Annotated in this window: 25 protein-coding genes; 15 read left to right on the top strand and 10 right to left on the bottom strand. The window is 61.5% G+C overall.

Going from position 1 to position 26,137, the window contains the following annotated elements:
• Positions 1-70: 70 nt before the first annotated feature.
• From znuB to zur, 3 genes are read right to left on the bottom strand one after another with little or no spacing between them, the layout of a single operon-like run.
• A complete protein-coding gene (gene znuB, locus JOE27_RS16235) occupies positions 71-853 on the bottom strand; it encodes a zinc ABC transporter permease subunit ZnuB (protein WP_046786744.1) in 783 nt (260 codons plus the stop codon).
• Positions 846-1,619 carry a zinc ABC transporter ATP-binding protein ZnuC gene (gene znuC / locus JOE27_RS16230; RefSeq protein ID WP_046786743.1) on the bottom strand — a complete coding sequence of 258 codons (774 nt, stop codon included), beginning with the start codon at positions 1,617-1,619 and terminating at the stop codon, positions 846-848. The genes znuB and znuC overlap by 8 nt, the downstream gene beginning before the upstream one ends.
• The gene (gene zur / locus JOE27_RS16225; protein WP_046786742.1) at positions 1,616-2,101 is read right to left on the bottom strand and encodes a zinc uptake transcriptional repressor Zur; all 486 of its coding nucleotides are present in this window, start codon (positions 2,099-2,101) and stop codon (positions 1,616-1,618) included. The genes znuC and zur overlap by 4 nt, the downstream gene beginning before the upstream one ends.
• An 18-nt stretch (positions 2,102-2,119) precedes the next feature.
• On the opposite strand from zur, the gene JOE27_RS16220 reads away from it, so the two are divergent.
• Positions 2,120-3,076, top strand: coding sequence for a zinc ABC transporter substrate-binding protein ZnuA (locus JOE27_RS16220; RefSeq protein ID WP_046786741.1), 957 nt, complete (start codon positions 2,120-2,122; stop codon positions 3,074-3,076).
• 151 nt (positions 3,077-3,227) lie between these two features.
• Here the strand turns inward: JOE27_RS16220 and JOE27_RS16215 are convergent, their stop codons facing one another.
• Together JOE27_RS16215 and JOE27_RS16210 are read right to left on the bottom strand one after the other, a co-directional pair.
• Complete coding sequence (locus JOE27_RS16215) at positions 3,228-4,178, bottom strand: homoserine kinase (protein ID WP_012316859.1); 951 nt, start codon at positions 4,176-4,178, stop codon at positions 3,228-3,230.
• Positions 4,179-4,247: 69 nt separating this feature from the next.
• Complete coding sequence (locus JOE27_RS16210) at positions 4,248-4,535, bottom strand: DUF2782 domain-containing protein (RefSeq protein WP_012316858.1); 288 nt, start codon at positions 4,533-4,535, stop codon at positions 4,248-4,250.
• Positions 4,536-4,609: 74 nt separating this feature from the next.
• Between JOE27_RS16210 and polA the strand changes: the two genes are divergently transcribed.
• The gene (gene polA / locus JOE27_RS16205) at positions 4,610-7,357 is read left to right on the top strand and encodes a DNA polymerase I (RefSeq protein WP_204919211.1); all 2,748 of its coding nucleotides are present in this window, start codon (positions 4,610-4,612) and stop codon (positions 7,355-7,357) included.
• Between the two features lie 369 nt (positions 7,358-7,726).
• Here polA and yihA read toward each other — a convergent pair whose 3' ends face one another.
• Complete coding sequence (gene yihA, locus JOE27_RS16200) at positions 7,727-8,359, bottom strand: ribosome biogenesis GTP-binding protein YihA/YsxC (protein ID WP_119687974.1); 633 nt, start codon at positions 8,357-8,359, stop codon at positions 7,727-7,729.
• A gap of 193 nt (positions 8,360-8,552) precedes the next feature.
• Between yihA and JOE27_RS16195 the strand changes: the two genes are divergently transcribed.
• From JOE27_RS16195 to JOE27_RS16165, 7 genes are all read left to right on the top strand, one after another.
• A complete protein-coding gene (locus JOE27_RS16195; protein WP_046786739.1) occupies positions 8,553-8,855 on the top strand; it encodes a c-type cytochrome in 303 nt (100 codons plus the stop codon).
• 31 nt (positions 8,856-8,886) lie between these two features.
• Entirely contained in the window at positions 8,887-9,504 is a 618-nt protein-coding gene (locus JOE27_RS16190; RefSeq protein WP_115273175.1) for a c-type cytochrome, read from the top strand.
• A gap of 169 nt (positions 9,505-9,673) precedes the next feature.
• Positions 9,674-10,309 carry a thiol:disulfide interchange protein DsbA gene (gene dsbA / locus JOE27_RS16185; protein ID WP_039602079.1) on the top strand — a complete coding sequence of 212 codons (636 nt, stop codon included), beginning with the start codon at positions 9,674-9,676 and terminating at the stop codon, positions 10,307-10,309.
• Between the two features lie 11 nt (positions 10,310-10,320).
• Complete coding sequence (locus JOE27_RS16180) at positions 10,321-11,175, top strand: endonuclease/exonuclease/phosphatase family protein (RefSeq protein WP_046786736.1); 855 nt, start codon at positions 10,321-10,323, stop codon at positions 11,173-11,175.
• 97 nt (positions 11,176-11,272) lie between these two features.
• On the top strand, positions 11,273-13,234 hold the full coding sequence (locus JOE27_RS16175; protein WP_204919210.1) for a GGDEF domain-containing protein: 1,962 nt from the start codon (positions 11,273-11,275) through the stop codon (positions 13,232-13,234).
• A gap of 52 nt (positions 13,235-13,286) precedes the next feature.
• Positions 13,287-14,075, top strand: coding sequence for an N-acetylmuramoyl-L-alanine amidase (locus JOE27_RS16170; protein WP_115275451.1), 789 nt, complete (start codon positions 13,287-13,289; stop codon positions 14,073-14,075).
• A gap of 87 nt (positions 14,076-14,162) precedes the next feature.
• Positions 14,163-15,782: an EAL domain-containing protein gene (locus JOE27_RS16165; protein WP_115273173.1), complete on the top strand. Its 1,620-nt coding sequence runs from the start codon at positions 14,163-14,165 to the stop codon at positions 15,780-15,782.
• 56 nt (positions 15,783-15,838) lie between these two features.
• On the opposite strand, the gene JOE27_RS16160 is transcribed toward JOE27_RS16165, so the two are convergent.
• Both JOE27_RS16160 and algB read right to left on the bottom strand, forming a co-directional pair.
• Positions 15,839-17,617: a KinB sensor domain-containing domain gene (locus JOE27_RS16160; RefSeq protein WP_115273172.1), complete on the bottom strand. Its 1,779-nt coding sequence runs from the start codon at positions 17,615-17,617 to the stop codon at positions 15,839-15,841.
• Entirely contained in the window at positions 17,614-18,960 is a 1,347-nt protein-coding gene (gene algB, locus JOE27_RS16155; protein ID WP_046786732.1) for a sigma-54-dependent response regulator transcription factor AlgB, read from the bottom strand. The genes JOE27_RS16160 and algB overlap by 4 nt, the downstream gene beginning before the upstream one ends.
• Before the next feature lie 210 nt (positions 18,961-19,170).
• On the opposite strand from algB, the gene JOE27_RS16150 reads away from it, so the two are divergent.
• From JOE27_RS16150 to JOE27_RS16125, 6 genes are all read left to right on the top strand, one after another.
• Complete coding sequence (locus tag JOE27_RS16150) at positions 19,171-19,992, top strand: BON domain-containing protein (protein WP_204919209.1); 822 nt, start codon at positions 19,171-19,173, stop codon at positions 19,990-19,992.
• Between the two features lie 177 nt (positions 19,993-20,169).
• Entirely contained in the window at positions 20,170-20,454 is a 285-nt protein-coding gene (locus tag JOE27_RS16145; RefSeq protein ID WP_046786730.1) for a hypothetical protein, read from the top strand.
• Between the two features lie 56 nt (positions 20,455-20,510).
• Entirely contained in the window at positions 20,511-20,672 is a 162-nt protein-coding gene (locus JOE27_RS16140; protein WP_003252966.1) for a DUF1328 domain-containing protein, read from the top strand.
• Positions 20,673-20,674: 2 nt separating this feature from the next.
• Positions 20,675-21,145: an inhibitor of vertebrate lysozyme family protein gene (locus tag JOE27_RS16135; RefSeq protein ID WP_046786729.1), complete on the top strand. Its 471-nt coding sequence runs from the start codon at positions 20,675-20,677 to the stop codon at positions 21,143-21,145.
• A 734-nt stretch (positions 21,146-21,879) separates the two neighbouring features.
• Positions 21,880-23,208 carry a glutamate/aspartate:proton symporter GltP gene (gene gltP / locus JOE27_RS16130; protein WP_204919208.1) on the top strand — a complete coding sequence of 443 codons (1,329 nt, stop codon included), beginning with the start codon at positions 21,880-21,882 and terminating at the stop codon, positions 23,206-23,208.
• 152 nt (positions 23,209-23,360) lie between these two features.
• Positions 23,361-24,590: a spore maturation protein gene (locus JOE27_RS16125; RefSeq protein WP_012316842.1), complete on the top strand. Its 1,230-nt coding sequence runs from the start codon at positions 23,361-23,363 to the stop codon at positions 24,588-24,590.
• Here the strand turns inward: JOE27_RS16125 and JOE27_RS16120 are convergent.
• On the bottom strand, positions 24,572-25,201 hold the full coding sequence (locus JOE27_RS16120; RefSeq protein WP_204919207.1) for an ABC-type transport auxiliary lipoprotein family protein: 630 nt from the start codon (positions 25,199-25,201) through the stop codon (positions 24,572-24,574). The two genes, JOE27_RS16125 and JOE27_RS16120, sit on opposite strands and share 19 nt — an antisense overlap.
• Positions 25,198-26,136 (bottom strand): MlaD family protein, encoded by a 939-nt coding sequence (locus JOE27_RS16115; RefSeq protein WP_115273169.1) that lies wholly within the window; start codon positions 26,134-26,136, stop codon positions 25,198-25,200. Before JOE27_RS16115 ends, JOE27_RS16120 begins: the two co-directional genes overlap by 4 nt.
• Position 26,137: the final 1 nt, after the last annotated feature.

The raw sequence follows: 26,137 nt of genomic DNA, 5'->3' as shown, positions 1-26,137 counted from the left end.
TCGAAAACAAGTCTTACAGACCCTTTACCCGCGAAAAGGTTGCAGGGTGTGCCATGGCGCACCCCGGTTTTCAGCGTTTGGGCAGGGCCAGGCTCAGCAAGAATAGCACTGCCGCGCAGACCACGATCGATGGGCCGGCCGGGGTGTCCTTGAACCAGGACATGGCCAGGCCGCCGCAGACGGCCGTGACGCCCAGCAGGCTGGCCCCCACTGCCATCTGCTCCGGCGAGCGCGCGTGGCGCTGTGCCGCAGCGGCAGGGATGATCAGCAGGGAGGTGATCAACAGCACGCCGACGATCTTCATGGCGACGGCGATGACCACGGCAATCAGCAGCATCAGCGCCAGGCGCAGGCCAGCGACCGGCAGGCCTTCAACCATGGCCAGCTCTTCGTGGACGGTAACCGCCAGCAACGGTCGCCAAAGGACTGCAAGCAGCAGCAGTACCAGCGCACTGCCGCCCAGGATCCAGGCCAGGTCAGTGGTACTGATGGCCAGCAAGTCGCCGAACAGGTAGGCCATCAGGTCGATGCGTACGTCGTGCATGAAGCTCAGCACCACCAGGCCCAGCGACAAGGTGCTGGGCGCGAGGATGCCGAGCAGGGTGTCGGACGCCAATGGCTGGCGTTGCTGCAGGGTTACCAGCAGCAACGCCAGCAACAGGCACCCCACGGTTACCGCCAGCGCCGGGCTGACGTCCAGCACGAAGCCCATGGCCACGCCCAGCAGCGCTGCGTGGGACAAGGTATCGCCGAAATAGGCCATGCGCCGCCACACCACGAAGGAGCCCAGCGGGCCAGCCACCAGCGCCAGGGAAAGACCCGCGAGCAGGGCGTAAAGAAGAAAATCAGCCATGCTTGCAGTGGTCTCCGTGAACATGGGTGCCAGGGGCGACCACCGAGCCATGCAGGTCGTGGCTGTGATCGTGGTGGTGGTGGTAGACGGCCAGGCTCGGTGCGTTCTGGCCGAACAGTTCGACGAAGGCGGGGTCGTTGCTGACCTGCTCGGGGTGGCCGGAGCAGCACACATGCCGGTTGAGGCAGACCACCTGGTCGGTGGCGCTCATCACCAGGTGCAGATCGTGCGAGACCATCAATACCCCGCAACCATGGCGGTCGCGCAGGCGAGTGATGAGGTTGTACAGCTCGGTCTGGCCGACCACGTCGACGCCTTGTACCGGCTCATCCAGTACCAGCAGCTGGGGCTCGCGCAGCAGCGCCCTGGCCAGCAGCACGCGCTGCATCTCGCCGCCGGAAATGGTCTGGATCGGGCTGTCGATGACCTGTTCGGCGCCCACTTCCTGCAGTGCCGACAACGCTGCCTGCCGGTCTACACCGGGTACCAGGCGCAGAAAGCGCAGCACCGACAACGGCAGCGTGGCGTCCACCTGGATTTTTTGCGGCATGTAGCCGATACGCAGTTTCGGCTTGCGCCACACTGTGCCGCGGTGCGGCTTGAGCAGCCCGAGCACAGCACGGACCAAGGTAGTCTTGCCTGCGCCGTTGGGCCCGATCAGGGTGACGATCTGGCCGGGTGCCACCGACAGGTCGATGCTGTCGAGCACGGCCTCGCCGCCGAACGTGACGCCGACTTGCTCCAGACGGATCAGTGCATCGCTCATGCGGCGCCCCGGCAATTGCCGCACAGGCCGACGATTTCCACCGTCTGCGTTTCCACGCTGAAACCCACGCCTTTGGCGCTGGCGATGATCGCATCGCTGATGCTGTCCTGCTCCAGTTCGATGGCGACGTGGCATTCGCGGCAGATCAGGAACTGGCCCTGGTGCGCGTGCTCGGGGTGGCTGCAACCGATGAAGGCGTTGAGTGAAGCGATGCGGTGTACCAGGCCGTTTTCCAGCAGGAAATCCAGCGCCCGATAAACGGTTGGTGGCGCAGCACGCCGGCCATCCTGTTCGCTGAGCACGGCGAGGATGTCGTAGGCGCCCAGCGGCTTGTGGCTTTGCCATACCAGCTCCAGCACACGCCGGCGCAGTGCGGTCAGGCGCAGGCCCTGGCGGGTGCACAGCACCTCGGCCTCGGTCAGGGCGCTGTGCACGCAATGAGAGTGATCGTGGGGACGGTGGGCCAGCGGCGTGATGGACATGAGCAGCGACGGTTCTGGATGGAGACGTTATTATGTTACCTGTTTCTGACGAGTCGAGTATTCACTGTGTCCCGATTGCTTGTGCTTTTTGTCGCTTTTATCGCCTGCTCGGCGCAAGCCGACGTGCGTGTGCTGACCAGTATCAAACCGTTGCAGCAGATTGCCGCCGCTGTGCAGGACGGGGTTGGTAGCCCCGAGGTGCTGCTGCCTCCTGGCGCCTCGCCGCACCACTATGCCCTGCGCCCATCCGACGTGCGCCGCGTCGGCGATGCCGACCTGCTGTACTGGATCGGCCCCGACATGGAAGGTTTCCTGCCGCGGGTGTTGGGCAGCCGCAGCAAACCTGTCGTGGCTGTTCAGTCGCTGCCGGGCATGCAGTTGCGCCACTTTGGCGAGGACAGCCATTCACACGATGAAGAAGACCACGATGAGCATGACCACGATCATCGTCCGGGCAGCCTGGACGCGCATTTATGGTTGTCGTCAGTTAACGCCCGGGTGATTGCGGCGAAGATGGCGGCGGACCTGGCGTCGGCGGACCCTGCCAATGCCGCGCGCTACCAGAGCAACCTGAAGGCCTTCACTGCACGCCTCGATAGCCTGGATGCACGCATCAAGGCCCGGGTGGCGGGTATTGCCGACAAACCTTACTTCGTGTTCCACGAAGCGTTTGACTACTTCGAGTCTGCTTATGGGCTCAAGCACGCGGGTGTGTTCAGCGTGGCGGCCGAAGTGCAGCCGGGGGCGCAGCATGTCGCTGCCATGCGCAAGCGTCTGCAGGAAGTGGGCAAGACCTGTGTGTTCAGTGAGCCGCCGCTGCGACCGCGCTTGGCTGAGACGCTGACGGCCGGGCTGCCGGTGCGCTTGGCTGAGCTGGATGCGTTGGGCGGGAATGACCCAGTGGATGCCAAGGGCTACGAGCGTTTGCTGGAAAAGCTGGGCGCAGAGCTGGCAGGGTGCCTGGAGCAGCTTTAAGCCATTTGCATAGGCGCTGTAGGAGCGGCCTTGTGTCGCGAATGGGCTGCGCAGCAGCCCCAGACATGTCTGCGGCAGCGCGATATCCGGGGCCGCTTTGCGGCCCTTTCGCGACACAAGGCCGCTCCTACCGAGAGCGGTGGCGCTTCGGTCAGAGCGCGAACGGCAGGTGCAAAGCCACTTGCTGGCGCTGCGCCAGACGCACCTCGAACTCGCTCGGGTCATGGATCATCACATCCATCCCGGCAAACGACTCGGCCGCGATCAAACGCGACAGCCAGAAGCGCACGCACCCGACCCGCAACATCTGTGGCCAGAGCTCGGCCTCGGCTGCCGTGAACGGCCGTAGCGCTGCATAGGCCGCCAGCAGGGCCTGGGCACGAGGCATATCGATCGCGCCGGTTTCATCCAGGCACCAGTCATTCACGGTGATGGCGATGTCGTACAGCATCGGCCCCGAGCAGGCATTGTAGAAGTCGATCACGCCGGTCAGATGGGTGCCTTCGAACATCACGTTGTCGCGGAACAGGTCGGCATGCAGGTTGGCCCGCGGCAATGCCAGGATCTGCGCCTTGTGCGCGATGATTTCGTCCAGCGCCGGCTGCAACAGGGCAACCTGTTCTGCCGTGAGGCGCGGCATCAGCTCGGCACCGCTGGCGAGCATCCAGTCCAGGCCGCGATCGGTCTTGCGCTCGATGACGTGCTCGCGGGTGGCCAGGTGGATATGCGCCAGCAGCTCACCTACCTGGGCGCAGTGCTGGTTGTTCGGCGCCTTGATGTGCTTGCCCGACAGCCTTGGTTGCAGCAGTGCCGGCTTGCCGCACAGCTCGCGCAGGCCATTGCCGTCACGGTCACGTATGGCGTAAGGCACCGGCATATCGGCGGCGTGCAGCGTGTCTAGCAGTTCGATGAAGAACGGCATGTCCTCGCTGGGGCCGCGCTCGATCAGCGTCAGGACGAACTCCCCCTGTTCGAGGCTGACGAAGAAGTTGCTGTTTTCGGTGCCGGCGGCAATGCCCTGGAAATCGAGCAGACGGCCCAGCTGATACGGCGCCAGAAAGGTTTCCAGCTCAGGCCGGGTCACGGGGGTGAAGACTGACATGATGAAAGAATGCCCATACGGGCACTTCCGCCGGGAAGTGCCAGGTTGATGTGAACGGTACGCGTCAGATTACCACTCGAAGATCTTCCAGGACGGTATCAGCATGTCCGGTTGGTCGGAACGAATGAAATTGCCATCAGAGCCATCGGCGCGTACCAGAAAATAAGGCTTGCCGTTTTTCGGCGTGATCTTGATCGCATACAGGAAGCCGTTCTGCCGGTATTCCTGGATGGTTTTATCGCCTTCCGTGCGAATGGTCACCTCGGGATCTGCCGAGGGGGCGTCGTCCGCCGCCAGGGTGACGACTGGCATGGTTGCCAACAGGCTGAGCAGTAACAGGCGATTGAGTGTACGCATGATAACCTTGTCCCTTTGTCGTCATTGATCCGGCTATTCTAGCTCCGGACCCGCCGAAAAGGTTGATTCTGCTCATGAGCCAAGCGCCCCTCGTCCTGGTGGACGGTTCCTCCTACCTTTACCGCGCCTTCCACGCGCTGCCGCCGCTGACCACTTCCAAGGGCATGCCCACCGGCGCGGTCAAGGGTGTGTTGAACATGCTCAAGAGCCTGCGCAAGCAATACCCCGACAGCCTTTTCGCCGTGGTGTTCGATGCCAAGGGCGGTACCTTCCGCGATGCCATGTTCGCCGAGTACAAGGCCAACCGCCCCAGCATGCCGGACGACCTGCGGGTGCAGGTAGAGCCGCTGCATGCCAGCGTCAAGGCTTTGGGTTACCCGCTGCTGTGCGTCGAGGGGGTCGAGGCCGACGACGTGATCGGCACGCTGGCGCGCAGCAGTGCGGCAAAGGGGCGGCCAGTGATCATCTCGACCGGTGACAAGGATATGGCGCAGCTGGTGGACGGCCACGTTACCCTGGTCAACACCATGACGGGCAGTGTGCTGGATGTGGCTGGCGTGCATGAGAAGTTCGGCGTCGGCCCGGAGCACATCATCGACTTCCTCGCCCTGATGGGCGACAAGGTCGACAACATCCCAGGCGTACCTGGGGTCGGTGAAAAAACCGCAGTAGGGCTGCTGACCGGTATCGGCGGCGGCCTCAGCGACCTGTACGCCAACCTGGACAAGGTGCCGGCACTGGCGATTCGTGGCGCCAAGACCCTGCCGGCCAAGCTCGAAGAACACCGTGACGCGGCGTTTTTGTCCTACGAACTGGCGACCATCAAAGTCGACGTGCCGCTGGATATCGAAGTGGATGCCCTGGTGTGCGGCGAGCCGGACCGTGAAGCGCTGCTGGCGCTTTATACCGAGATGGAATTCAAGAGCTGGATCGCCGACGTTCAGCGGGACGCGGCCAGGGCCGGCGATGAAGTTGCGCCTGTGCAGGCGCCTGCGGCCACGGTCGAGCCGAAATACGAAACCATCCGCGATCAGGCTCGCTTCGATGCCTGGCTGGAAAAGCTGCGTCAGGCGCCGCTGTTCGCTTTCGATACCGAGACCACCAGCCTCGATGCGCAAAAGGCACAGCTGGTCGGCCTGTCCTTCGCTGTCGAACCCCATGAAGCGGCTTACGTACCGTTGGCACACGACTATGAAGGCGCGCCGGTGCAACTGGATCGCGAAGCCGTGCTGCTGGCATTGAAGCCGCTCCTGCAAGACCCGGCCAAGGCAAAGGTAGGGCAGAACGCCAAGTACGATATCAACATCCTTGCCAATGGCTCGCCGGCGATCCAGATGCAGGGCGTTGCCTATGACACCATGCTTGAATCGTATGTGCTCAACTCCACTGCGACCCGTCATGATATGGACAGCCTGGCGCAGAAGTATCTCGACCACGCCACCATCGCGTTCGAAGACATCGCCGGCAAAGGCGCCAAACAGCTGACCTTCAACCAGATCCACCTGGACAAGGCCGGCCCTTACGCCGCCGAAGATGCCGACATTACCCTGCGCCTGCATCAGGCGCTGCAGGCCCGCCTTGCGCAGACACCGAGCGTGCAGCCGGTGCTGATGGATATCGAGATGCCGCTGGTGCCGGTGCTGGCCAAGATCGAGCGCCAGGGCGCGCTGGTTGATGCCGCCCTGTTACAGATACAGAGCGGTGAGCTGGGCGTGAAAATGGCCGACCTCGAGCGTCGGGCCTTCGAGCTGGCGGGTGAGGAATTCAACCTCGGCTCGCCCAAGCAGCTCGGCTCGATCCTCTACGACAAGCTCGGCATGCCGGTGCTGAGCAAGACCGCCAAGGGCCAGCCTTCCACGGCCGAAGCAGTACTGGACGAGTTGGCCGAGCAAGGCTACCCGTTGCCGGAGGTACTGATGCAGTACCGCAGCCTGAGCAAGCTCAAGAGCACGTACACCGACAAGTTGCCGGGGCAGATCAACCCGCGAACCGGGCGGATCCATACGTCTTACCAGCAGGCCGTGGCCGCCACTGGGCGCCTGTCGTCCAGCGACCCGAACCTGCAGAACATCCCTATCCGTACCGCCGAAGGCCGGCGTATCCGCCAGGCGTTCATCGCCAGCCCGGGCTACAAGTTGCTGGCGGCGGACTATTCGCAGATCGAACTGCGCATCATGGCCCACCTGGCCAAGGACGAAGGCCTGCTGCACGCCTTCCGCAATGACCTGGATGTGCACCGTGCCACGGCTGCGGAAGTTTTTGGCGTAGCCCTGGAAGCGGTCACCACCGATCAGCGTCGTAGCGCCAAAGCCATCAACTTTGGCCTGATCTACGGTATGAGCGCCTTCGGCCTGGCCAAGCAGATCGGCGTAGACCGCAAGCAGTCGCAGGATTACATCGACCGCTATTTCGCCCGTTACCCAGGCGTCTTGGCCTACATGGAACGCACCCGCGCCCAGGCTGCCGAGCAAGGCTTCGTCGAGACCTTGTTCGGCCGCAGGCTTTACCTGCCGGACATCAACGCCAAGAATCCGGCCCTACGCAAGGGCGCCGAGCGCACGGCGATCAACGCACCGATGCAGGGTACCGCCGCCGACATCATCAAACGGGCCATGGTCAACGTGGACAACTGGCTGAGCGAAAGCGGCCTCGATGCTCGTGTGATCTTGCAGGTACACGACGAATTGGTGCTTGAAGTGCGCGAAGACCTGGTCGAGCAGGTGAAAGATGAAATTCGCGGGCACATGAGCAAGGCCGCGCAGCTGGATGTACCGCTGCTGGTCGAGGTCGGCGTTGGTTCGAATTGGGACGAAGCTCACTGATTGAGCAGGGAAACCTGTGTAGGATCCGGGTTGCAGCGACGCGGATCCTGGCATGGCTCGATGCCATTAGTACTACGGTTTCATGAAACTATCGCAAATAGTTTTGAGGGCTCTGGAACTAAACCGGTGAAGCGGAACTCAGAGTAACTGAATGGCTGGTGAAGCCCTTCGATGCTCCTATGTTGTGTTAAGTGTTGGCAGATATCTGGACCCCGCCCTAGCGGTCCGGACTTGGACCCCGAACTTCCCCCTCCCCATACGAAGTCCGGGTTTTTTTTTGCCCGAAATTTGGGGGTGACGATGGCGGCACTATCGCCAAAAGCCGGCCCCCACAGGGTGGGAAGCCGACTTGCCGGCGATGACGTCGCTTCAGGCTACCGGCTTGTCTTCCAGCACCATCCAGCCCGCCAGCACTTTGTAGGCCTCTTCCAGCCCCAGACGCTTGGGAGCCGAGAACAGCTGGATGGTCACGCCATCCCCCCAACCTTTGCGGATTTCCGACTGCACCTTGAGCAGGGTGTTCTTGCCTGCGCCGTGGGTCAGCTTGTCTGCCTTGGTCAGCAGGATGTGCATAGGCATGCCACTTGCCCTGGCCCAGTCGAGCATCATCTTGTCGAAGTCGGTCATCGGGTGGCGCACATCCATCATCAGGATGACGCCGCGCAGGCATTCGCGGCTGCCCAGGTAGGCCTCCAGGTGACGCTGCCAATGCTGCTTGAGCGGGATCGGGACTTTTGCATATCCGTAACCTGGCAGGTCGACCAAACGCCGTTCATCGTCCAGACTGAAGAAATTCAACAGCTGGGTGCGCCCTGGAGTTTTCGAGGTTCGCGCCAGGCTGGCATGAGTCAGGGTATTGAGGGCGCTGGATTTGCCGGCGTTGGAACGGCCGGCGAAAGCCACCTCGTAACCCTGGTCGTCCGGGCATTGTTCGACCTTGGCAGCGCTGAGGGCGAATGTGGCTTTCTGGCAGAGGCCGAGGATGGGGTTCTTGACTTGCATGGGATATCCGATGTGGGTGTTGCCAAAGCCTAGGCCGGCAAGCGGTGTCGTTTCCGTTTGGATGGCGGAAGTATATAATGCCCCAGTATTTGTGTGCTCATTCTCCCAGCGAAGGAGAACGGGCATGGGGTGTCGAACAATAGCTCGCGCATCAGAACGCAGCGCGTCCCCCAACCCTGTCAGGCCGTTCCGCATGGCGAAATGGCTGCTAGCTGTCGGTATGTTCCTGCCGTTTTTCAGCGCACAGGCTACACAGGATCCCGAGGCGTTGTACAACCGCACGTGTGCGGCCTGTCACGCCGGGCAGTTGCCACAGGCGCCCAAGAAGGGTGACCGGGCAGCCTGGGAGCCAAGGCTGGCGCAAGGCATGGAGGTACTCATGGCACATGTGACTCAGGGTTTCAAGGCTATGCCGCCGCGTGGATTGTGCAGGGACTGCAGTGCCGAGGACTACCGTTTGGTCATCCTTTGGATGAGCGGCAGTCCCGATACATAACATTTCACCCTTAGCCGTGTTGGATTAGCTGATGAACAAACTAGTCGTGAGTCTGCTGTTGACCATGGGTGTCGCAGGTGCGGCCAATGCTGCAGAACCTGTCAAAGGCGACGCCGCCGCCGGCCAGGCCAAGACCGCCATCTGTGGCGCCTGCCACAACCCCGACGGCAATAGCCTGGCACCCAATTTTCCGAAACTGGCCGGCCAGGGCCAGCGCTATCTCGAAAAACAGTTGCATGACATAAAGTCCGGCAAGCGTACCGTGCTGGAGATGACCGGCATGCTGGCCAACTTCAATGACCAGGACCTGGCCGACATCGCCGCCTACTTCGCCAGCCAGAAAGGCAGCGTCGGCGCCGCCGACCCCAAGTTGGTCGAGCGTGGCCGGGCGCTGTTCAATGGCGGCGATCTGGAAAAAGGCATGCCTGCCTGCACCGGGTGCCATTCGCCCAATGGCGCAGGCATCGCGCTGGCCGGCTTTCCACACCTGGGTGGCCAGCATTCGCAGTACGTGACCAAGCAGCTCACCGACTTCCGTGAAGGCAACCGCACCAATGATGGTGATGCCATGACCATGCGGACCATAGCCGGCAAGCTGAGCAACCATGATATCGAAGCGTTGGCCAGTTATATCCAGGGCCTTCACTGAGCTATCTGCGCATTAACATTCGGTTAATGCTGCAACGCTAAAGATGAAAGGGCGGCGCGGACCGCCCTTTTTTCAGTCCGCAGCCGGTACACTACAGAACTCGGGCCCTTCCCGACCTGTCTCAGTACAGGTCGTGTCGAGGCGACCAAAGACTGCTCAGGAGTAAAGCATGCGTAAACTGATTCTCAGCGCTGCGCTGGTCGCCGCCAGCGTATTCGGTATGTCCGCCGTTCAGGCTGCGGAGCCTGCCACGGCCGGCAAGGAGTACCTCGAGCTGAGCAACCCTGTTCCGGTGTCCGTTCCCGGCAAGATCGAAGTGGTCGAGCTGTTCTGGTACGGCTGCCCTCATTGCTATCACTTCGAGCCGGTGATCAACCCTTGGGTTGAAAAACTGCCGAAGGACGTCAACTTCAAACGTGTGCCGGCGATGTTCGGCGGTGCATGGGACGCCCACGGCCAAATGTTCCTGACCCTCGAAGCCATGGGCGTCGAGCACAAGGTTCACGCCGCAGTGTTCGATGCCATTCAGAACCAGCGCAAGCGCCTGACCGATCCCCAGGACATGGCTGACTTCCTCGCCACCCAGGGCGTCGACAAGGACAAGTTCCTCGCCACCTTCAACTCGTTCGCCATCAAGGGCCAGGTCAACCAGGCCAAAGAGCTGGCGAAGAAGTACGAAATCACCGGCGTACCTAGCATGGTGGTCAACGGCAAGTACCGTTTTGACCTCGGCACCGCTCAGGGCCCGGAAGGCGTGCTGAACGTCGCTGACCAACTGATCGACAAGGAGCGCGCCGCTAAGTAAGCGGCGAACCCATGCCCCGCTTCAGAGCCGCGCGTGGTATTGGCCTGCATCAGCCGCAGGTCAACGAGCATCATCTGCAGGCCAATGGCCTGCCGGAAGATGGTCGCCTGCGGCTGCTCAGCTTCAATATCCAGGTCGGCATCAGTACCGAGCGCTATCGGCATTACCTGACCCGCAGCTGGCAGCATCTGCTGCCGCACACCGGGCGCGCCGGCAATCTGCAGAAAATCGGCGACCTGCTCAATGATTTCGACCTGGTGGCCTTGCAGGAAGTAGATGGCGGCAGCCTTCGTTCTGGTTACGTCAATCAGGTGGAGCACCTGGCCCAGTTGGGGGGCTTCCCTTACTGGTACCAACAGCTCAACCGCAACCTTGGGCATTTCGCCCAGCACAGCAATGGGGTGCTCAGCCGCCTCAAGCCGCATCTGCTGGAAGATCACCCCCTGCCCGGTCCCTCCGGCCGCGGTGCGATCCTGGTGCGCTTCGGCGAAGGCGAGGACGCGCTGATCGTGGTCATGATGCATCTTGCGCTTGGTGCAAGGACCCGCGCTCGCCAGCTCGCCTACATCCGAGAACTGATCGGTGGATACCGCCATCAGGTCCTGATGGGCGACATGAACACCCATGCCAACGACCTGCTCGACCATTCTCCATTGCGTGATCTGGGCCTGATTGCACCTCAGGTCGAAGCCACCTTCCCCAGCTGGCGCCCGCAGCGTTGCCTGGACCACATCCTGCTCAGCCCGAGCCTGACCTTGGAGCGGGTCGAGGTGCTGGCCCAGCCTATTTCCGACCATCTCCCGGTCGCCGTAGAGATCCGATTGCCTGATGCATTGACTGTGGATACGCTTCCGGCCCTGAGCTAGATCAGCAAAAGGCCATTGGAGCACTCAAGAGTTCCAGCCGTGCGCCGACAGCGTGTAACCATAGCCCACCGATGCATCACCCGTTGCGGATCCAGGCATGACCGAAGAAGCCGAGCGCTGGAAAGAAAAATACCTTAAAAGCATCGAACAGCAGGAAAAGCTGGAGCGCCGATGGGCAGCGCGGCTTGACCTGCTGCGTCGAGGCCTGGTGCGCAGTACCTTGGCCGCAGAAGGCAGCGACAAGGCGGTGGACCAATGCATGAAGGAAATGCGTGAGGTCATTCGCAGCGACAACATGGATGCCGGCCTTGCCGGGTTGATCCCGCGTCTTGAAAAGGCCGTGCTCGACTCCGAGCAGCGCCGCGAAACCCGCATGAACCAGGTCAGCGATGCGCTGACCGCGCTCGTGACGCAACTGCAAGGCCTGCCGTTGTCCGGTGACGTATCGCGGTCGCTCAAGAAACTGGCGAAGAAACTCGACGGCGGCGTCAGCCAGTCGCGCGAGTTGCCGCCGCTGCTCGGAGAGCTGAGCGGGTTGCAGGGGCGGGCGCTGTCATCGTTGAACAGGCCGGATGAGGATGCCAGGCCGGGCTTTTTGCAGCGCTTGTTCGGCAACCGTGAGAGCGAACCACAGGGTGTAAACGCTGTAGAACCGGCGGCCCCTTCTGTAATCGCTGCGCCTGAACTGCAGCCATTGCCGGACGGGCCGGTGCTGGTGGATCTACCACCCCCGGATATCGACGAGCTGCAGCCGTTGGTAGCACCTGAGGTTCATGACCCTGTGCCTGTGGTGCCTGAAACGCCTGTTGCCGCACCGCCCGCTCCAGGCGAGCCTGAGCCGCACGCACAGGAGCCGGTCGAGGTTGCAGCCGTCTGCGCTGAGCAACCGCAGCGCCTTGAGGGCGCTCGAACCGAGCTGCCAATACAGGTCGATGAGCCACAAGCGCTCAAGCCCCTGGAAGAAACCTTCGGCGAAGACGGACCCTATTCACTCCCTGACGCAGTCGAGCCGCCCTACAGTCAGGTTGCCGCGCATATCGAGCAAACCCTGATCGGCCTGCTCGATGACCTCAGCCTGCCGGAACGCCACAAGGCCCAAGCCCTGGAAATGCGCGAGCGCGTGGCGCGGGGGCTGAACTGGTACGAGCTGATCCCGGTGCTCGATGACCTGGCCGTGCTCATGCTGGCCATCACTGACAGCGGGCAGCACGAATTCGAGACTTACCTGCAGCAGCTCAATGAGCGTCTGGAAAGCTTCCAGAGCCACCTTCATGAAGCCAGTGCCGGTCATGCCGACAACAGTTCTGCTGCGCGCGAGCTGGACAGCCAGCTGCGTGAGCAGGTCGATGGCCTGCAAAGCAGCGTGCAGGGGGCGGCCGATGTGGACAGCCTCAAGCACATTCTCGAGAACCGCCTGGAAGGGCTGCTGGGCACCATGGATGAGCATCAGCATGAGCGTGACCGCCGCGAACAGGAACTCGCCGGGCGCCTTCAGGGCTTGGCCGAGCGCGTCGCTAACATGGAGCAGGAGGCCCTCGGCTACCGCGAACACCTGGAGGAACAGCGGCAGAAGGCATTGATCGACCCGCTGACCGGGCTGCCCAATCGCGCGGCCTGGAGCGAGCAGGTAGAGCGCGAAATGCAGGCCTGGCAGGAGAACGGCGGCCACTTGGCGATGGCGATTCTCGACCTGGACCACTTCAAGCGCATCAATGACAGCTATGGCCATCTGGCGGGTGACAAGGTACTGAAGATTGTCGCTGACCAGTTGCGCAAGCGCTTGCGGCCGCGCGATTTCATCGCCCGTTTCGGTGGCGAGGAGTTCGTACTGTTGCTGGCGCAGACGTCACCCACCGTAGCTGCGCAAGTGGCCGAGGTGCTGCGTGCCGCTATTGAAGCGTGTCCGTTCCATTTCAAGGGCGAACGGGTGGTTATCACCGCCTCCATCGGTTTGAGCGCATTCCGCTCGGGTGAGCGCGGTGATCAGGTGCTCAAGCGTGCTGATGCAGCGCTGTACCGGGCCAAGGACTTGGGCCGTAATCGGGTGGAACAAAGCTGAGCGGGTGAGCCGGGTGCGCATACGTTATGCTAATGCGTCACTGCTAATTACCCTGGCTTCTTCCATGAAAGCGTTGTTCACTGCATTTTTGCTGATCGTACTGGCCGGTTGTTCGACCGGCCTGCGTATCGACCGCAGCCATCCCTCGGCCAACCAGGACAACCGCATCCAGTTCGTCGTGCTGCATTACACCAATGCTTCGCTGGAGCGCTCGCTGGCGCTGCTAACTCATGGCGAGGTCAGCAGCCACTATCTGATCGGCGATGGCCCAGCCAAGGTTTATCAACTGGTCGATGAAAGCCGTCGTGCCTGGCATGCCGGGGACAGCCAATGGCAGGGGCGAACCTGGTTGAACTCGAGCTCAATCGGTATCGAGATCGTCAACCCAGGCTTTGACACCACGCCCAATGGGCGAGTCTGGTATCCGTACAGCGAAGCGCAGATTCAGTCTTTGATCGCGCTGCTAAAGGATATCGTCAAACGTAACAACATCGACCCTCGCCATATCATTGGCCACAGTGATATCGCACCCTTGCGCAAACTGGATCCGGGGCCGTTGTTCCCATGGAAGCGTCTTGCCGATGCGGGGCTTGGGGTATGGCCAGAGCCCAATGCCGTGGCGCGCCAGCAGGCGTATTTCAACGCCAATCCACCGAGCATGGGTTGGTACCAGCAAGAGCTGGCACGCTTCGGCTACGCCATCGAACAGACCGGGCAGCTCGATGTCGCTACCCGCCATGTCATTGCGGCGTTCCAGATGCGTTTCCGGCCACAGCGCTTCGACGGCATGCCCGATGCGCAGACGGCTGCCATGCTTCAAGTGCTCAACCGGATGCGCTGATCCTCCGCGCGCCCTTGGGCTCCGCCAAACGGCCAAGCCAATACGCCATTCAGTTGCTATACCCTGTATATCAACTGGATGCTGCCCATGTCGGCTCTGATTACCGCGTTGCGCCAATTTTTTTACCGCCCCTGGATGCTGGCCTCTCTGGCAGCGTTGGCCAGCGCTGCGGTGTTGCTGACTGCCAGTATCGGTATTGCGCTGCAGCAGATGAAGCAGAGCGAGAGTGCGCAGATGAATGCGCAGGGCGAGCGTTTTCTCGACCGCCTCGAGCAGGTTTTCGGCCAGTTGCGCGAGGGTGTCGACGACCTGCAGGCGCAGCCTTTGCGCGGCTGCAACCCGGCGATGCTGGCGTTGTTGCAGCAAGTTGGGCTGGGCTCGCGTTTCATTTATGAGGCGGCATACGTAGACGTCAATGTCGCCTGCTCCAACCGCGGGGGGGCACGGGCTTTCGTGCCCACGCGGGCTCCGGACATCCAGGGCCCGACTTACAGCTATTGGCTCAATACCACCACCGAACCCAACGAGAACCTTGCCGCGTTGATGCTTGCACGTGGCAACTTCCTGGTTTCTACGTCGCGTGGGCACTTGACCGACGTGGTTGACCTGCCGCCCGGAGGTAGCCTGTTGGTGGTGCTGGACAATGGCACCAGAGCGATACCGGTACTGGGCCCGCCACAAGTCTGGCCGCCAGCTGACAATTGGCCGCCACCCAGCGGCAATTCGTTGTTCGAACTGCATGACCGCCTTGTCTATCGCATGCTGACCAAATCGCCCGATTACCAGCTCGTGCTGATCGCCCCACGAGCCAGCCTGCCACTGCGGATGAACGGCATGCTCTGGCTATTGTTCCCAGGCAGCGTTCTGGCGGCCTGTTGTATCGGTTGGCTGGTACTGCAGCTGATCCTGCAGCGGCGTTCCATGAGTTCAGAATTGCAGAACGCTTTGCGCCGCGGTGAACTGCAGGTGCTCTATCAGCCGATCATCGAACTCGACAGCCGCCGCTGTGTGGGCGCTGAGGCGCTGGTACGCTGGCGGCGCCCTGACGGGACCCTGACCAGCCCGGACCTGTTCATTCCGCTGGCTGAAAATACCGGGCAGATTCGCCAGATCACCGATTTCGTCCTGCAACGGGTGCTTGAGCAACTTGGCCAGTTGCTGCGTTCGCACCGCAACCTTTACATCTCGGTGAACCTGGCGGCCTGTGATGTGATGGTCCCGCGCATCGGCCGGGTGGCTGCACGGTTGCTGGCACTGCACAGGGTGGCTGCCAGCCAGATTGCCTTCGAGGTTACCGAGCGGGGGCTGATCGATGTGGTGGTGGCCCGTGACAACCTGCAGGCGCTTCGTTCGGTGGGGCATCAGGTGTTGATCGATGACTTCGGTACTGGCTACTGCAGCCTGGCTTATCTGCAGACCTTGCCGGTGGACTGCCTGAAGATCGACAAGGCCTTCATCGACGCGCTCGGGCACGATGCCGCCAGCAGTGGTGTGGCGCCTCATATCATTCGCATGGCCCATGACCTTCATCTACGGGTGATAGCCGAAGGCATAGAGTGCGAGGCCCAGGCAGTGCTGCTCAACAGCGAGGGTGTCAATTATGGCCAAGGCTGGCTCTTCGCCCATCCGCTCAATGCCCGGCAGTTCGTCGAGTTGGTGACGCGAGGCCGGCAAGTCCGCAGGCCGCGGATAGATGATGAACCGTGAGTGTACTTGCAGTGGCCGGCAAGGCGTTGCCTCAACGACCTCTGCAGGTCAAGAAATCACACCGGAAGAGCCATGTAGAACTGTGTTCCCTGCCCGGGCCGGGAGAAGACGCCCATGCGGCCGCCGTGCAATTGCACGATTTCCTTGCACAATGCCAGCCCCAGCCCGGCCCCGCCCTTCTTGCGCCCTACCTGTACAAAGGGTTCGAAAATGCGCCCCTGCTGTCCGTAGGCAATGCCTTCGCCATTGTCCTCGACGCTGATGATGACGCGCTCCGCGTGGCGTCGCGCATGCAGGCGGATTCGCCCCCCGCTGCCGGTATGCCGAATGGCGTTGTGCAGCAGGTTGTCGAGCACACGATCCAGTTGGGCGATGTCGGCCTGGATCCGAGGCAGCGGCGGCTCCAGCGCCTTGATCAGCTCGATCTGCTTGACTGATGCCTGCTCGCTGAACCGTACCTGGGCACGTTCGAGCAGTTCGTCGATGGCACAGGGGGCGAGTTCGAGTTTTTGCAGCCCGCTCTGGTAGCGTGAAAAATTCAACAGGTCGTTGATCAGTTGGGTCAGGCGCTGCATTTCCTCGCCGATGGTCTCCAACAGGTCATTCTCACGCGCCTCAGGTGGAAACTTCACGCGCTCTCGCAGCAGGCCGAAGGCCATGTGCATGCCGGTGACCGGCGTACGCAGTTCGTGGGAGGCGCGCAGTACGAACTCGCTACGCACACGCTCGAAAGCGCGCTGCTCGGTCACATCGTGCAGCACCATCACGGCACCGAGAATCGGTCCTTGCGGGTGGCTGACCGGGGTCAGGCTGTAGGACAGCAGGCGTGACTCTTCATCAACCTCGATACTCAGGTCCTCAGGTGGGCGGTCCAGGCTACCGCCGCGCAGCACCTGGCGCAGCTGTTGCTCCAGCTCTGGGCGCTGCAGTGCCTCTGCCAAGGGGCTGCCCAGGCGGTTGTTGCTCCAGCCGAGCTGGCGCTGGGCGACCGGGTTGAGATGCTCCAGGTTGCCTTGGCGGTCGATGATCAGCAGGCCATCGTCGATGCTGTCGAGCACAGCCTGCAGGCGTTGTTGGCCGGCCAGCAGTTCATCGACGTTGGTCTCCTGGTGCTTGCGCAGCGCCTCGGCCATCAGCCCGAAGCGGCGGGTCAGCTGGTTGACTTCTATGGCTTGGCTGACGGGCAACGTGACATCGAAGTTACCTTGGCCGAGTTGATCTGCGGCCTTGGCCAGGGCTTCGATGGGTTGCCCGAAGCGGCGGGCGATGTTGTGTGCGGTAAAGAAGCCGAGCATAAGCACCACCAAGCCCGTCAGGCCGAGTACACCACTGACCAGTAAAGCGCGGTCGCGGGACAGTTGTTCGCTGCGAGTGATGTAATCGATGGCAAGCTTGTGCGAATCGATCAGGTCGGTGCGCACTTGGTTGAACGCGGCGCCCAGTGGCTGGTCGGCACCCATGCTGTTTGCCGGTGCAGGGCTTTGGCGATAGGCACTCAGGAAGGCCTGATAGTTGCTGCTGGCCTTGTTGAAGCCGGTACGTTCACCGCCTTGTGCAAGCCCTTGGTCAAGCAGGTCCTGGAAATTGTCTTGCAGCGCTCGCAGGCTCTGAGGCGAAGTTTGCGCATCGAGGATGAGCATCAGTTGCTCGCCCAGGTTCTGCCGAAGCTTCAAGCCTATTTCCAGGACATGGGTGGTATTGCTCACCGAAGCTTGCTGCGCGGCAGTCATTTGCAACACGCTGACCAAACCTAGCATCAGGCCCAGCAGAGCGACTGTGATCAGCGCTGAAATGCTGAGGAAAAGCCGCGTACGCAGCTTCATCGGCCATTTCATAGGTTGTACTGCTTACGCTTGCGGTACAGGGTCGAGGCATCGATACCCAAGGTCTTGGCGGCCTGGTCCAGTGTGTCACTGGCTGCCAGCACAGCGCCGATGTGGGCACGCTCCAGTTCATCCAGGCTCAGCGCCGCACCAACCCGGGGAGCGCTGCCGGCAGGTTGCTCGCCCATACCCAAGTGAATGATCTCCACCCGGTCCTGTGGGCAGATGATGCTGGCGCGTTCGACCACGTTGCGCAGTTCGCGGATATTGCCAGGCCAACGGTAATTGAGCAGCGCGGCGCGGGCTTCGTCGCTGAAGCCGCGGGCAGGGCGCGCGTACTCCTTGACGAAACGGGCGAGGAAGCGATCGGCCAGGGTAAGGATGTCCTCACTGCGCTCGCGCAGGGGCGGCAGGTGCAGGGTGATGACGTTCAGGCGGTAGAGCAGGTCTTCACGGAAGCGGCTTTCGCGGACCATTTCTTCCAGGTTCAGGTTGGTCGCCGCGAGGATGCGCACATCGGCGCGTCGGGTGACAGGGTCGCCTACCCGCTCATACTCTTTATCCTGGATGAAACGCAGTAACTTGGGTTGCAATGTCAGGGGGAAATCGCCGATCTCGTCGAGGAACAGCGTGCCGCCATCGGCCTGGTTGACGCGGCCCAGCGTGCTTTCACTGGCGCCAGTGAATGCGCCGCGGGTGTGGCCGAACAATTCGCTCTCCATCAGCTCGGCGTTCAGCGACGGGCAGTTGATGGTCACGCAGGCCTTGCGTGCACGCTTGCTCCAGCTGTGAATGGCGCGGGCCAGTTCGCCCTTGCCGGTCCCCGATTCGCCAAGAATGAGGATGTTGGCGTCGGTGGTGGCTACCTGACGTGCGGTTTCCAGCACGGCCATCATTGCCGGGCTATGCGAGTCCAGGCCGTCTTTGGGCTTGCGCACTTCACCTTCGAGCGCCTCCAGGCGTGCCGACAATTGGCGGACTTCCAGCTGTTTGGCGGTGGCCAGGCGCAACTGGTCGGGGCTGCAGGGTTTGACCAGGTAGTCGGCGGCACCGGCCTGGATCGCATCGACTGCAGTGTCGATGGCCGAATGCGCGGTGACGATCACCACCCGCATCCACGGTGCCTGGATGCGCATCTGTGCCAGCACATCCAGGCCGTTGTCTTCACCCAGACGCAGGTCGAGGAAGCACAGGTCGAACACCTGGCGCTGGAGCAAGGCTTCGGCCTGCGCGGCACTGTTGGCGGTGGCCACGCTGTAGCCCTCATCTTCGAGGCAGTAGCGGAAGGTGCGCAGGATCGCGGACTCGTCATCCACAAGCAGAATACGGCCTTGGTTGTCCTGGGCTGATTCCATTTCCAGCGCTCCTTTGGGAAAGATCTTCATTTAGTGTGGGAAAAATCGGGCAAGTTGCATGGTCAATTCTGAAGGATTCTGTCCTATGCATGCTAGCCAATGGCCAAAGAATGCCGTGAACCCGCGATATCTCAATGATTGCCTTAGAGCATTGAGGTGGCACATTGGTTGCGATGATTTGTGGATTTAGCCTACAGAAGGAGTGCGGTCATGCCTTTTACCACTCGAACGGCTGTGTTGACGGCCAGCCTGTTATCCATTTGCAGCCCAGCGTTTGCCGACCCGGTTCAGGATGCCCGCCTGGAGGGCTCCCTACAGACTGCGCTGGCACTCAACCGCATGCTCAACCCGTTTCGCATTGAGGTCGAGGTGGATGGCCAGCGGGCACGCCTGACGGGTGAGGTCGAGAATGAGGTTGAGCGCCAGCTGGCCGAACACGTCGCACAGGCGACTCGAGGCATCGAGCAGGTCGATAACCAGTTGCAGGTCAACGCCGGGCTGGTCGAGCGCCCGCTCGAATTGCGGGCTTACGCTCAGCGTCTTGAGGATGCAACCCTGGCTGCCGTCATTCGTGCCCGTCTGCTGTGGAGCCGTACGACGCAGAAGGCGCCTATCGAGGTACAGAGCAGTGAAGGTGTGATCACCCTGCGCGGCAAGGTCGACAGCGCTGAAGCCAAGGAACTGGCTGGGGTGGTGGCGCGGACCACTGACGGTGTGTACCTGGTCAACAACCTGGTCAGTCTGGATTCCGCAGCCATGGCCCAGGCTCGCGAAACGCCGGTGGGCGTGTCCACCGGGCCGCAGCCAAGTGACAGTTGGGTGATCGACAAGATCCAGAACAGCTTCCGCTTCAGCCGCAACCTTGATGGCCTGAACATCAAGGTTGCCAGTGAGGGCGGCATGGTGCGGCTGTCGGGTGAGGTGGTCAGCAGCGAGCAGAAAACCATCGCCGTTGAGATCGCGCGGCAAATCATTGGCGTACGTGGGGTGGATGCCGATCTGCTCAAGGTGGCGACCAAGGTTGAAGGATGAATCGTGCAATACGCACGACGCCAAGACGGGCATCGTGCAGGATACGTCCTCAGGCCCAATCATGTGTTTGTATAACTATCTGATTTATAAGGATTTATTAGAAATCGAGCCACTGGCACGCAGGCTGCAATTACCTGTTCAGGTTTGAATAGAAAAATTACAGCAGGAGAAGCCGGCATGAACCGCCAATCCGTCAACCGTTCGCAGATCGCCGCACTGCCACTGCGCCAGTTCCTGATACTGGGGATGGCGTTGCTGCTGGCTTTGGCCGCAGGCCTTTTTTACTACAGCTGGCAGACCGCGCGACTCACTGAGCAGGTTGCGGCGCAGACTGCGCTGCTGGCGCAAATCCAGGCTACACGTGCCAACACATTGGTGAGGGCAGCGCAAAAGCTGCCTTCGGCCAACACCTCGCCGGCCACAGTCGAAAAAGTCGTGCCCCAGCAACGCTGGGTGTTCTAAGGCGCTGCGGTTTCGACACCGACCGGATCGATTTCAAAAAAGAAAGGAGAAGCATCATGCTGAGTTGGGCTATCACTTTCCTCATCATCGCCATTGTCGCCGCCGTACTCGGCTTCGGTGGTATCGCCGGCGCTGCCACGGGTATCGCGAAGATCCTGTTCATTGTCTTCCTGGTCCTGTTCGTAGCCTCCTTCTTCTTTGGACGTGGTCGAGGTTGACGATGAGCAGGAAGCTTTGCAACGCCGTAGCTGCCGCTCTGCTGTTGGGGGGTAGCGCAGCGGCGATGGCGGCCAATGATGGCCAGGTCAGCGCCGACAAGTTGCTCGGCTCTGACCCTGAGTACCGGGAGACCTGGCAGGACGCGATCAAAGGCGAGGAACGCCTGCCCGACTGGGTGATCAACCTGACGGGCAGTGCGCAGCAGCAGATGTCCGCGGTGACCGAGGATGGTGACAAATATCTGGTCGGACCGCTGTGTGAGTCCAAGGACAACTGCACCTACAAACGCCTGATCGTAGCGTTCAGCTGGGACAAGGACGATGCCTACGGGATGCTGGTGGAGGTACCCGAGGGCCTGCCGAGTGACAAGGCCCCAACCCGCCATGCGCAGTATCGTTGGCTGGGTGAGCCGGATGAAGGCATGCAGGCGATGCTGAAGGAGCAGCTCAAGCGTGACCCGAACTGGTACTGAGTGTCAGGGACGATTGGTCGCGCACTGTCACGTAATAGAAGTGGAACCTTTCTATAGTTCTCGCTTCTATGATGCGCTGCCCCGAGGAGGGGCCGCACATGACCAAGGGGCCGGGCTGTTCTGATTGTTGCAGGATCGGAGTGGCCTAGGGGTACAGGGAGTGCCTCCAGCAATGGGCCGGGTCAGGCAAGGCAAAATCGGAGGTTCAGGTCAGCAGTGAGTTTTCCCACATAGAGCTGGCCTGACTTCCGAGATGCCATCTTCATTTCAACATCTCCCTTTCAGCTTTTTCCTGCTGAGACACATTTTGTCTTGACCGCACATCAATTTTTTTTCGCTCAACGCTGCCGTTGTCAGGTGTCATTTCGGCCATTCGGATTGTCGAACAGGCCATCAATGTCCTCTTTTGCGTACTGCCAAATCAGCCGAGATCTGGCGGTTTGGTCGTGTTCGGGTTTCCGAACGTTATAAATCAATGACTTGCGAATGCCTCATTTTGACGCATTGCTGTATGTCGAATCGGCATGGGGTATGCGCTTCCGGCATTAGATTTCGTCCTTGCCCATCGCAATAGTTGCCGCCTTTTCGCTGGCCCGAGCGCCCTGTCGCTCGCTTGCGGTGTCCTTACATGAGGCCTCCGGACGGAAGCTGTACGATGCCCGTGACGTTGCCAACGGCTCTGTTACGGGCTTTTCCGGTCGGTGCCCGTGATCACTAGAACAAAGGGTAAAGACATGAAGAAGGCAAAATTGAGCCTCGCCTGGCAGATCGTCATCGGTCTGATCCTGGGCGTTGCAATCGGCGCGCTACTGAATCATTTCAGTGCAGAAAAGGCATGGTGGATCAGCAACGTTCTCCAGCCCGCCGGTGACATCTTCATTCGCCTGATCAAGATGATCGTCGTCCCGATCGTGATTTCGTCGCTGATCGTGGGCATCGCCGGGGTTGGCGACGCGAAGAAACTGGGCAGCATCGGCCTGAAGACCATCATCTACTTCGAGGTGGTGACAACCATCGCCATCGTTGTCGGCCTGGTGCTGGCAAACCTGTTCCACCCGGGCGCCGGCATCGACATGAGCACCCTGGGCACCGTCGACATCTCCAAGTACCAGGCGACCGCCGCCGAGGTGCAGCATGAGCATGCGTTCATCGAGACCCTGCTGAACCTGATCCCGTCGAACATCTTCGCGGCGCTGATGCGTGGCGAGATGCTGCCGATCATCTTCTTCTCGGTGCTGTTCGGCCTGGGCCTGTCGAGCCTGCAGGCCGACCTGCGTGAACCACTGGTGCGTACCTTCCAGGGCGTGTCGGAGACCATGTTCAAGGTCACCCACATGATCATGAACTACGCCCCGATCGGCGTATTCGCCCTGATCGCCGTGACGGTCGCCAACTTCGGTTTCAGCTCGCTGCTGCCGCTGGCCAAGCTGGTGCTGCTGGTGTACTTCGCCATCGCCTTCTTCGCCTTCATGGTGCTGGGCCTTGTCGCACGCATCTTTGGCTTCTCGGTAATCAAGATCATGCGCATCATGAAAGATGAGCTGATCCTGGCCTACTCCACGTCCAGCTCCGAAACCGTGCTGCCGCGTGTCATCGAGAAGATGGAAAAGTACGGTGCGCCGAAGTCGATCTGCTCGTTCGTGGTACCGACCGGTTACTCGTTCAACCTCGACGGCTCGACCCTGTACCAGAGCATCGCGGCGATCTTCATCGCCCAGCTGTACGGCATTGACCTGTCCTGGAGCCAGCAATTGCTGCTGGTGCTGACCCTGATGGTGACCTCCAAGGGTATTGCCGGTGTGCCGGGCGTATCGTTCGTGGTCCTGCTGGCAACCTTGGGCAGCGTAGGCATCCCGCTGGAAGGCCTGGCCTTCATCGCAGGTGTCGACCGCATCATGGACATGGCGCGTACCGCTCTGAACGTGGTCGGCAATGCCTTGGCTGCCCTGGTGATCGCTCGTTGGGAAGGCATGTACGACGCCGCCAAGGGCGAGCAATACTACGCCTCGCTGATTGCGGACAAGAAGGAAGCGGCGCTGGTTGGCGAGACCGCCAAGCGCTGAACCTGACGCGTTGAACATTGAGCCCCGATTCATTCGGGGCTTTTTGCTGTCTGTAAGGGCCACATCGCCGGCGAACCGGCGATGTGGCCAGCGCAGGCTAAAGCAGCCGTTGGTGCGTTATCATTCAGGCACTTTTCAGGGGGAACACACGGATGCTCAACGGCCTTTGGCTTGGCTTTTTCCTGGTGGCGGCCGTATCGGCCCTGGCTCAATGGCTGGTGGGCGGCAACGCCGGCATTTTCGCCGCGATGGTCGAGAGCATCTTCGCCATGGCCAAGCTGTCGGTCGAAGTCATGATCCTGCTGTTCGGCACCCTTACCCTCTGGCTGGGGTTCCTCAAGATTGCGGAAAAGGCCGGTATCGTGGAATGGCTGGCCAAAGTGCTCGGCCCGCTGTTCGCCCGGCTGATGCCGCAAGTGCCACCCGGCCACCCGGCACTGGGCCTGATCACCATGAACTTTGCTGCCAACGGCCTGGGCCTGGACAACGCCGCTACGCCGATCGGCCTGAAAGCCATGCGCGCCCTGCAGGAGCTCAACCCCAGCAGCACCACCGCGAGCAACGCGCAAATCCTGTTTCTGGTGCTCAATGCCTCATCGCTGACCCTGCTGCCGGTCACCATCTTCATGTACCGCGCCCAGCAAGGCGCTACTGACCCGACCCTGGTGTTCCTGCCGATCCTGCTGGCGACCAGCGTTTCGACCCTGGTCGGTCTGCTGTCGGTGGCGGTGATGCAGCGCTTGCGCCTGTGGGACCCGGTGGTGCTGGCCTACATGATCCCGGGTGCTCTGCTGCTGGGCGGCTTCATGGCCTTCCTCGGTACCCTGTCGGCTGCTGCGCTGGCCAGCCTGTCGTCTGTCCTGGGCAACCTCACGCTGTTTGGTGTGATCATGCTGTTCCTGGTGATCGGTGCGCTGAAGCGGGTGAAGGTGTATGAGGCCTTTGTCGAAGGCGCCAAGGAAGGGTTCGACGTGGCCAAGAGCCTGCTGCCCTACCTGGTGGCCATGCTGGTAGCCGTTGGTGTGCTGCGCGCCTCCGGGGCCCTTGAGCTGGCATTGGATGGCATTCGTCACGCGGTAAGTTGGATGGGTATGGACACCCGCTTCGTCGAGGGCCTGCCGACCGCATTGGTCAAGCCGTTCTCCGGCAGTGCGGCGCGGGCGATGCTGATCGAGACCATGCAGACCCACGGCGTGGACAGCTTCCCGGCACTGGTAGCCGCTACCGTTCAGGGCAGCACCGAAACCACGTTCTACGTGCTGGCGGTGTATTTCGGTGCTGTCGGCATCCAGCGCGTACGCCATGCCGTAGGTTGCGCCTTGCTGGCCGAACTGTCCGGTGTCATTGCGGCCATCCTGGTCTGCTACTGGTTCTTTGCCTGAGCCTGAGCCTGAGCGCTTTGCGCGACGGTCCAGTTCACCACCTGCGCGGCGAGTTGATCGTTGGCCATGCCGAAGCCGGCCACCACGGCCGAAACCTGCGTATCTGCCAGCAGCTGACGCACCTCGAAACGCTTGCTGGCAAGGATTCGCTGGCTGCGCCCGTGAACCAGATGCGCGTCATAGCGGATCACCACCTCCACCGCACCGGTTGGCCGGTACTCGCTCTGAAACGCCTGCAGTTCACCGGCCAGTTCATAGTCGGCCTGCAGGTTGCTGTCGTCGGCGCTCAGACGCTGTACACGCCCGTCGCGCTGGAAGCCATCGAGCAGGCGGTTGCGTAACAGCAACGGCACCGGGTCGCTCCAGCGGGCGCCTTTGTAGCTGCTGACCACGTCGCCCTTGGGGATCACAGCGATGCGTGGCCCGGCCAGCACTTCGCTTGCCAGCGGCTTGTTCAAGCGTAACGACCATGGCACCGGGGTCGCGCTGTGGCTGGCCTGGTTGACCGGCAGCCGGTAGATGTCCACAGGCTCGCTCTGGGGCAGGATCGAGCAGGCGGCAGACAGGCTCAGCGCGGCCGTCAGGGCCAGCAGGCGCAGCGACAGCTTCATGGCTGGAACTCCTTGTTGTTGTCGCGGCCAAGCAGGTAGCCGCTCGGGTCGGCTTCCAGGCGTCGGGAAATGCCCTTGAGTGAGTTGAGGGTTTCACGCAGTTCGCGGATGGCCGGTGTCAGCTGGTTGAGGCCTTGCGCGCCGTCGTCGATGGACTGGCGGTTGTCATTGAGCAGGCTGTTGATGGTCGCAGTGCTGGCGGCCAGCGATTGCATGGCCTGCTCGGCGCTGCCGATGGCCTGTTTGCCCTCGGTGCCGAGCAGGCTGTTGGCATTGCGCATCAGCGCTTGGGTTTCGGCCAGCGTGGCGTTGGCCTGTTTGCCGACCTGGGCCAGCTGTTCTATGGCCTGGGAAATGCCGCCTTTGTGGTTGGCGAACGCACTGGTGGTCTGTTCCAGATTGGCCAGGGTGTTGCTCAGGCGGTCGATATTGTTTTCCGAGAACATCTGGTTCGCATTGTGCAGCAGCAGGTTGATGTTGGTGACCAGGTCGCTGCTGTCATTGAGTAGCTGCGAGATGGGGGAGGGCGAGGCGATTATCACGGGTAACTTGCCGTCTTTGCCCTTGAGCTCTGGGCTTTTCGGAGTGCCGCCGCTGAGCTGGATGAACGAGTTGCCGGTGACGCCGGCGAGGGTCAGTTTCGCCTGGGTGTCTTCCTTGACCGGGGTATCGCCGCTCAGGCGAACCCGGGCCAGCACCCGGCGCGGGTCCTTGGGGTCCAGGCGCAGGCTGGTCACGTCACCGACCTTGATGCCGTTGTATTGCACGGGGCTGCCGCGGGACAGCCCGGAGACGGCTTCGTTGAAGATCACTTCGTAGTCCTTGAAGGCGTCGTCGACGCTGGACTTGGTCAGCCACAGGCCAAACAGCATGGCACCGGCCACCACCAGCACGGTGACCAGGCCGATGAGGACGTGATGAGCTCGGGTTTCCATC

Origin of the sequence: Pseudomonas sp. M5 (assembly GCF_016907075.1) — a bacterium.
Lineage (GTDB): Bacteria > Pseudomonadota > Gammaproteobacteria > Pseudomonadales > Pseudomonadaceae > Aquipseudomonas > Aquipseudomonas putida_E.
Note: the sequence above shows the minus strand (reverse complement) of the source record. Positions and strands in the feature narration are given on the sequence as shown.

Coding starts and splice junctions, on each gene's coding strand:
- JOE27_RS16215 (WP_012316859.1), bottom strand. CDS start 4,178: ATGTCAGTCTTCACCCCCGTGACCCGGCCTGAGCTGGAAACCTTTCTG.
- JOE27_RS16115 (WP_115273169.1), bottom strand. CDS start 26,136: ATGGAAACCCGAGCTCATCACGTCCTCATCGGCCTGGTCACCGTGCTG.
- JOE27_RS16165 (WP_115273173.1), top strand. CDS start 14,163: ATGTCGGCTCTGATTACCGCGTTGCGCCAATTTTTTTACCGCCCCTGG.
- JOE27_RS16120 (WP_204919207.1), bottom strand. CDS start 25,201: ATGAAGCTGTCGCTGCGCCTGCTGGCCCTGACGGCCGCGCTGAGCCTG.
- JOE27_RS16220 (WP_046786741.1), top strand. CDS start 2,120: ATGGAGACGTTATTATGTTACCTGTTTCTGACGAGTCGAGTATTCACT.
- znuC (WP_046786743.1), bottom strand. CDS start 1,619: ATGAGCGATGCACTGATCCGTCTGGAGCAAGTCGGCGTCACGTTCGGC.
- JOE27_RS16180 (WP_046786736.1), top strand. CDS start 10,321: ATGCCCCGCTTCAGAGCCGCGCGTGGTATTGGCCTGCATCAGCCGCAG.
- JOE27_RS16150 (WP_204919209.1), top strand. CDS start 19,171: ATGCCTTTTACCACTCGAACGGCTGTGTTGACGGCCAGCCTGTTATCC.
- JOE27_RS16145 (WP_046786730.1), top strand. CDS start 20,170: ATGAACCGCCAATCCGTCAACCGTTCGCAGATCGCCGCACTGCCACTG.
- JOE27_RS16125 (WP_012316842.1), top strand. CDS start 23,361: ATGCTCAACGGCCTTTGGCTTGGCTTTTTCCTGGTGGCGGCCGTATCG.
- dsbA (WP_039602079.1), top strand. CDS start 9,674: ATGCGTAAACTGATTCTCAGCGCTGCGCTGGTCGCCGCCAGCGTATTC.
- JOE27_RS16195 (WP_046786739.1), top strand. CDS start 8,553: ATGGCGAAATGGCTGCTAGCTGTCGGTATGTTCCTGCCGTTTTTCAGC.
- algB (WP_046786732.1), bottom strand. CDS start 18,960: ATGGAATCAGCCCAGGACAACCAAGGCCGTATTCTGCTTGTGGATGAC.
- gltP (WP_204919208.1), top strand. CDS start 21,880: ATGAAGAAGGCAAAATTGAGCCTCGCCTGGCAGATCGTCATCGGTCTG.
- JOE27_RS16190 (WP_115273175.1), top strand. CDS start 8,887: ATGAACAAACTAGTCGTGAGTCTGCTGTTGACCATGGGTGTCGCAGGT.
- zur (WP_046786742.1), bottom strand. CDS start 2,101: ATGTCCATCACGCCGCTGGCCCACCGTCCCCACGATCACTCTCATTGC.
- JOE27_RS16160 (WP_115273172.1), bottom strand. CDS start 17,617: ATGAAATGGCCGATGAAGCTGCGTACGCGGCTTTTCCTCAGCATTTCA.
- yihA (WP_119687974.1), bottom strand. CDS start 8,359: ATGCAAGTCAAGAACCCCATCCTCGGCCTCTGCCAGAAAGCCACATTC.
- znuB (WP_046786744.1), bottom strand. CDS start 853: ATGGCTGATTTTCTTCTTTACGCCCTGCTCGCGGGTCTTTCCCTGGCG.
- JOE27_RS16210 (WP_012316858.1), bottom strand. CDS start 4,535: ATGCGTACACTCAATCGCCTGTTACTGCTCAGCCTGTTGGCAACCATG.
- JOE27_RS16135 (WP_046786729.1), top strand. CDS start 20,675: ATGAGCAGGAAGCTTTGCAACGCCGTAGCTGCCGCTCTGCTGTTGGGG.
- JOE27_RS16175 (WP_204919210.1), top strand. CDS start 11,273: ATGACCGAAGAAGCCGAGCGCTGGAAAGAAAAATACCTTAAAAGCATC.
- polA (WP_204919211.1), top strand. CDS start 4,610: ATGAGCCAAGCGCCCCTCGTCCTGGTGGACGGTTCCTCCTACCTTTAC.
- JOE27_RS16140 (WP_003252966.1), top strand. CDS start 20,511: ATGCTGAGTTGGGCTATCACTTTCCTCATCATCGCCATTGTCGCCGCC.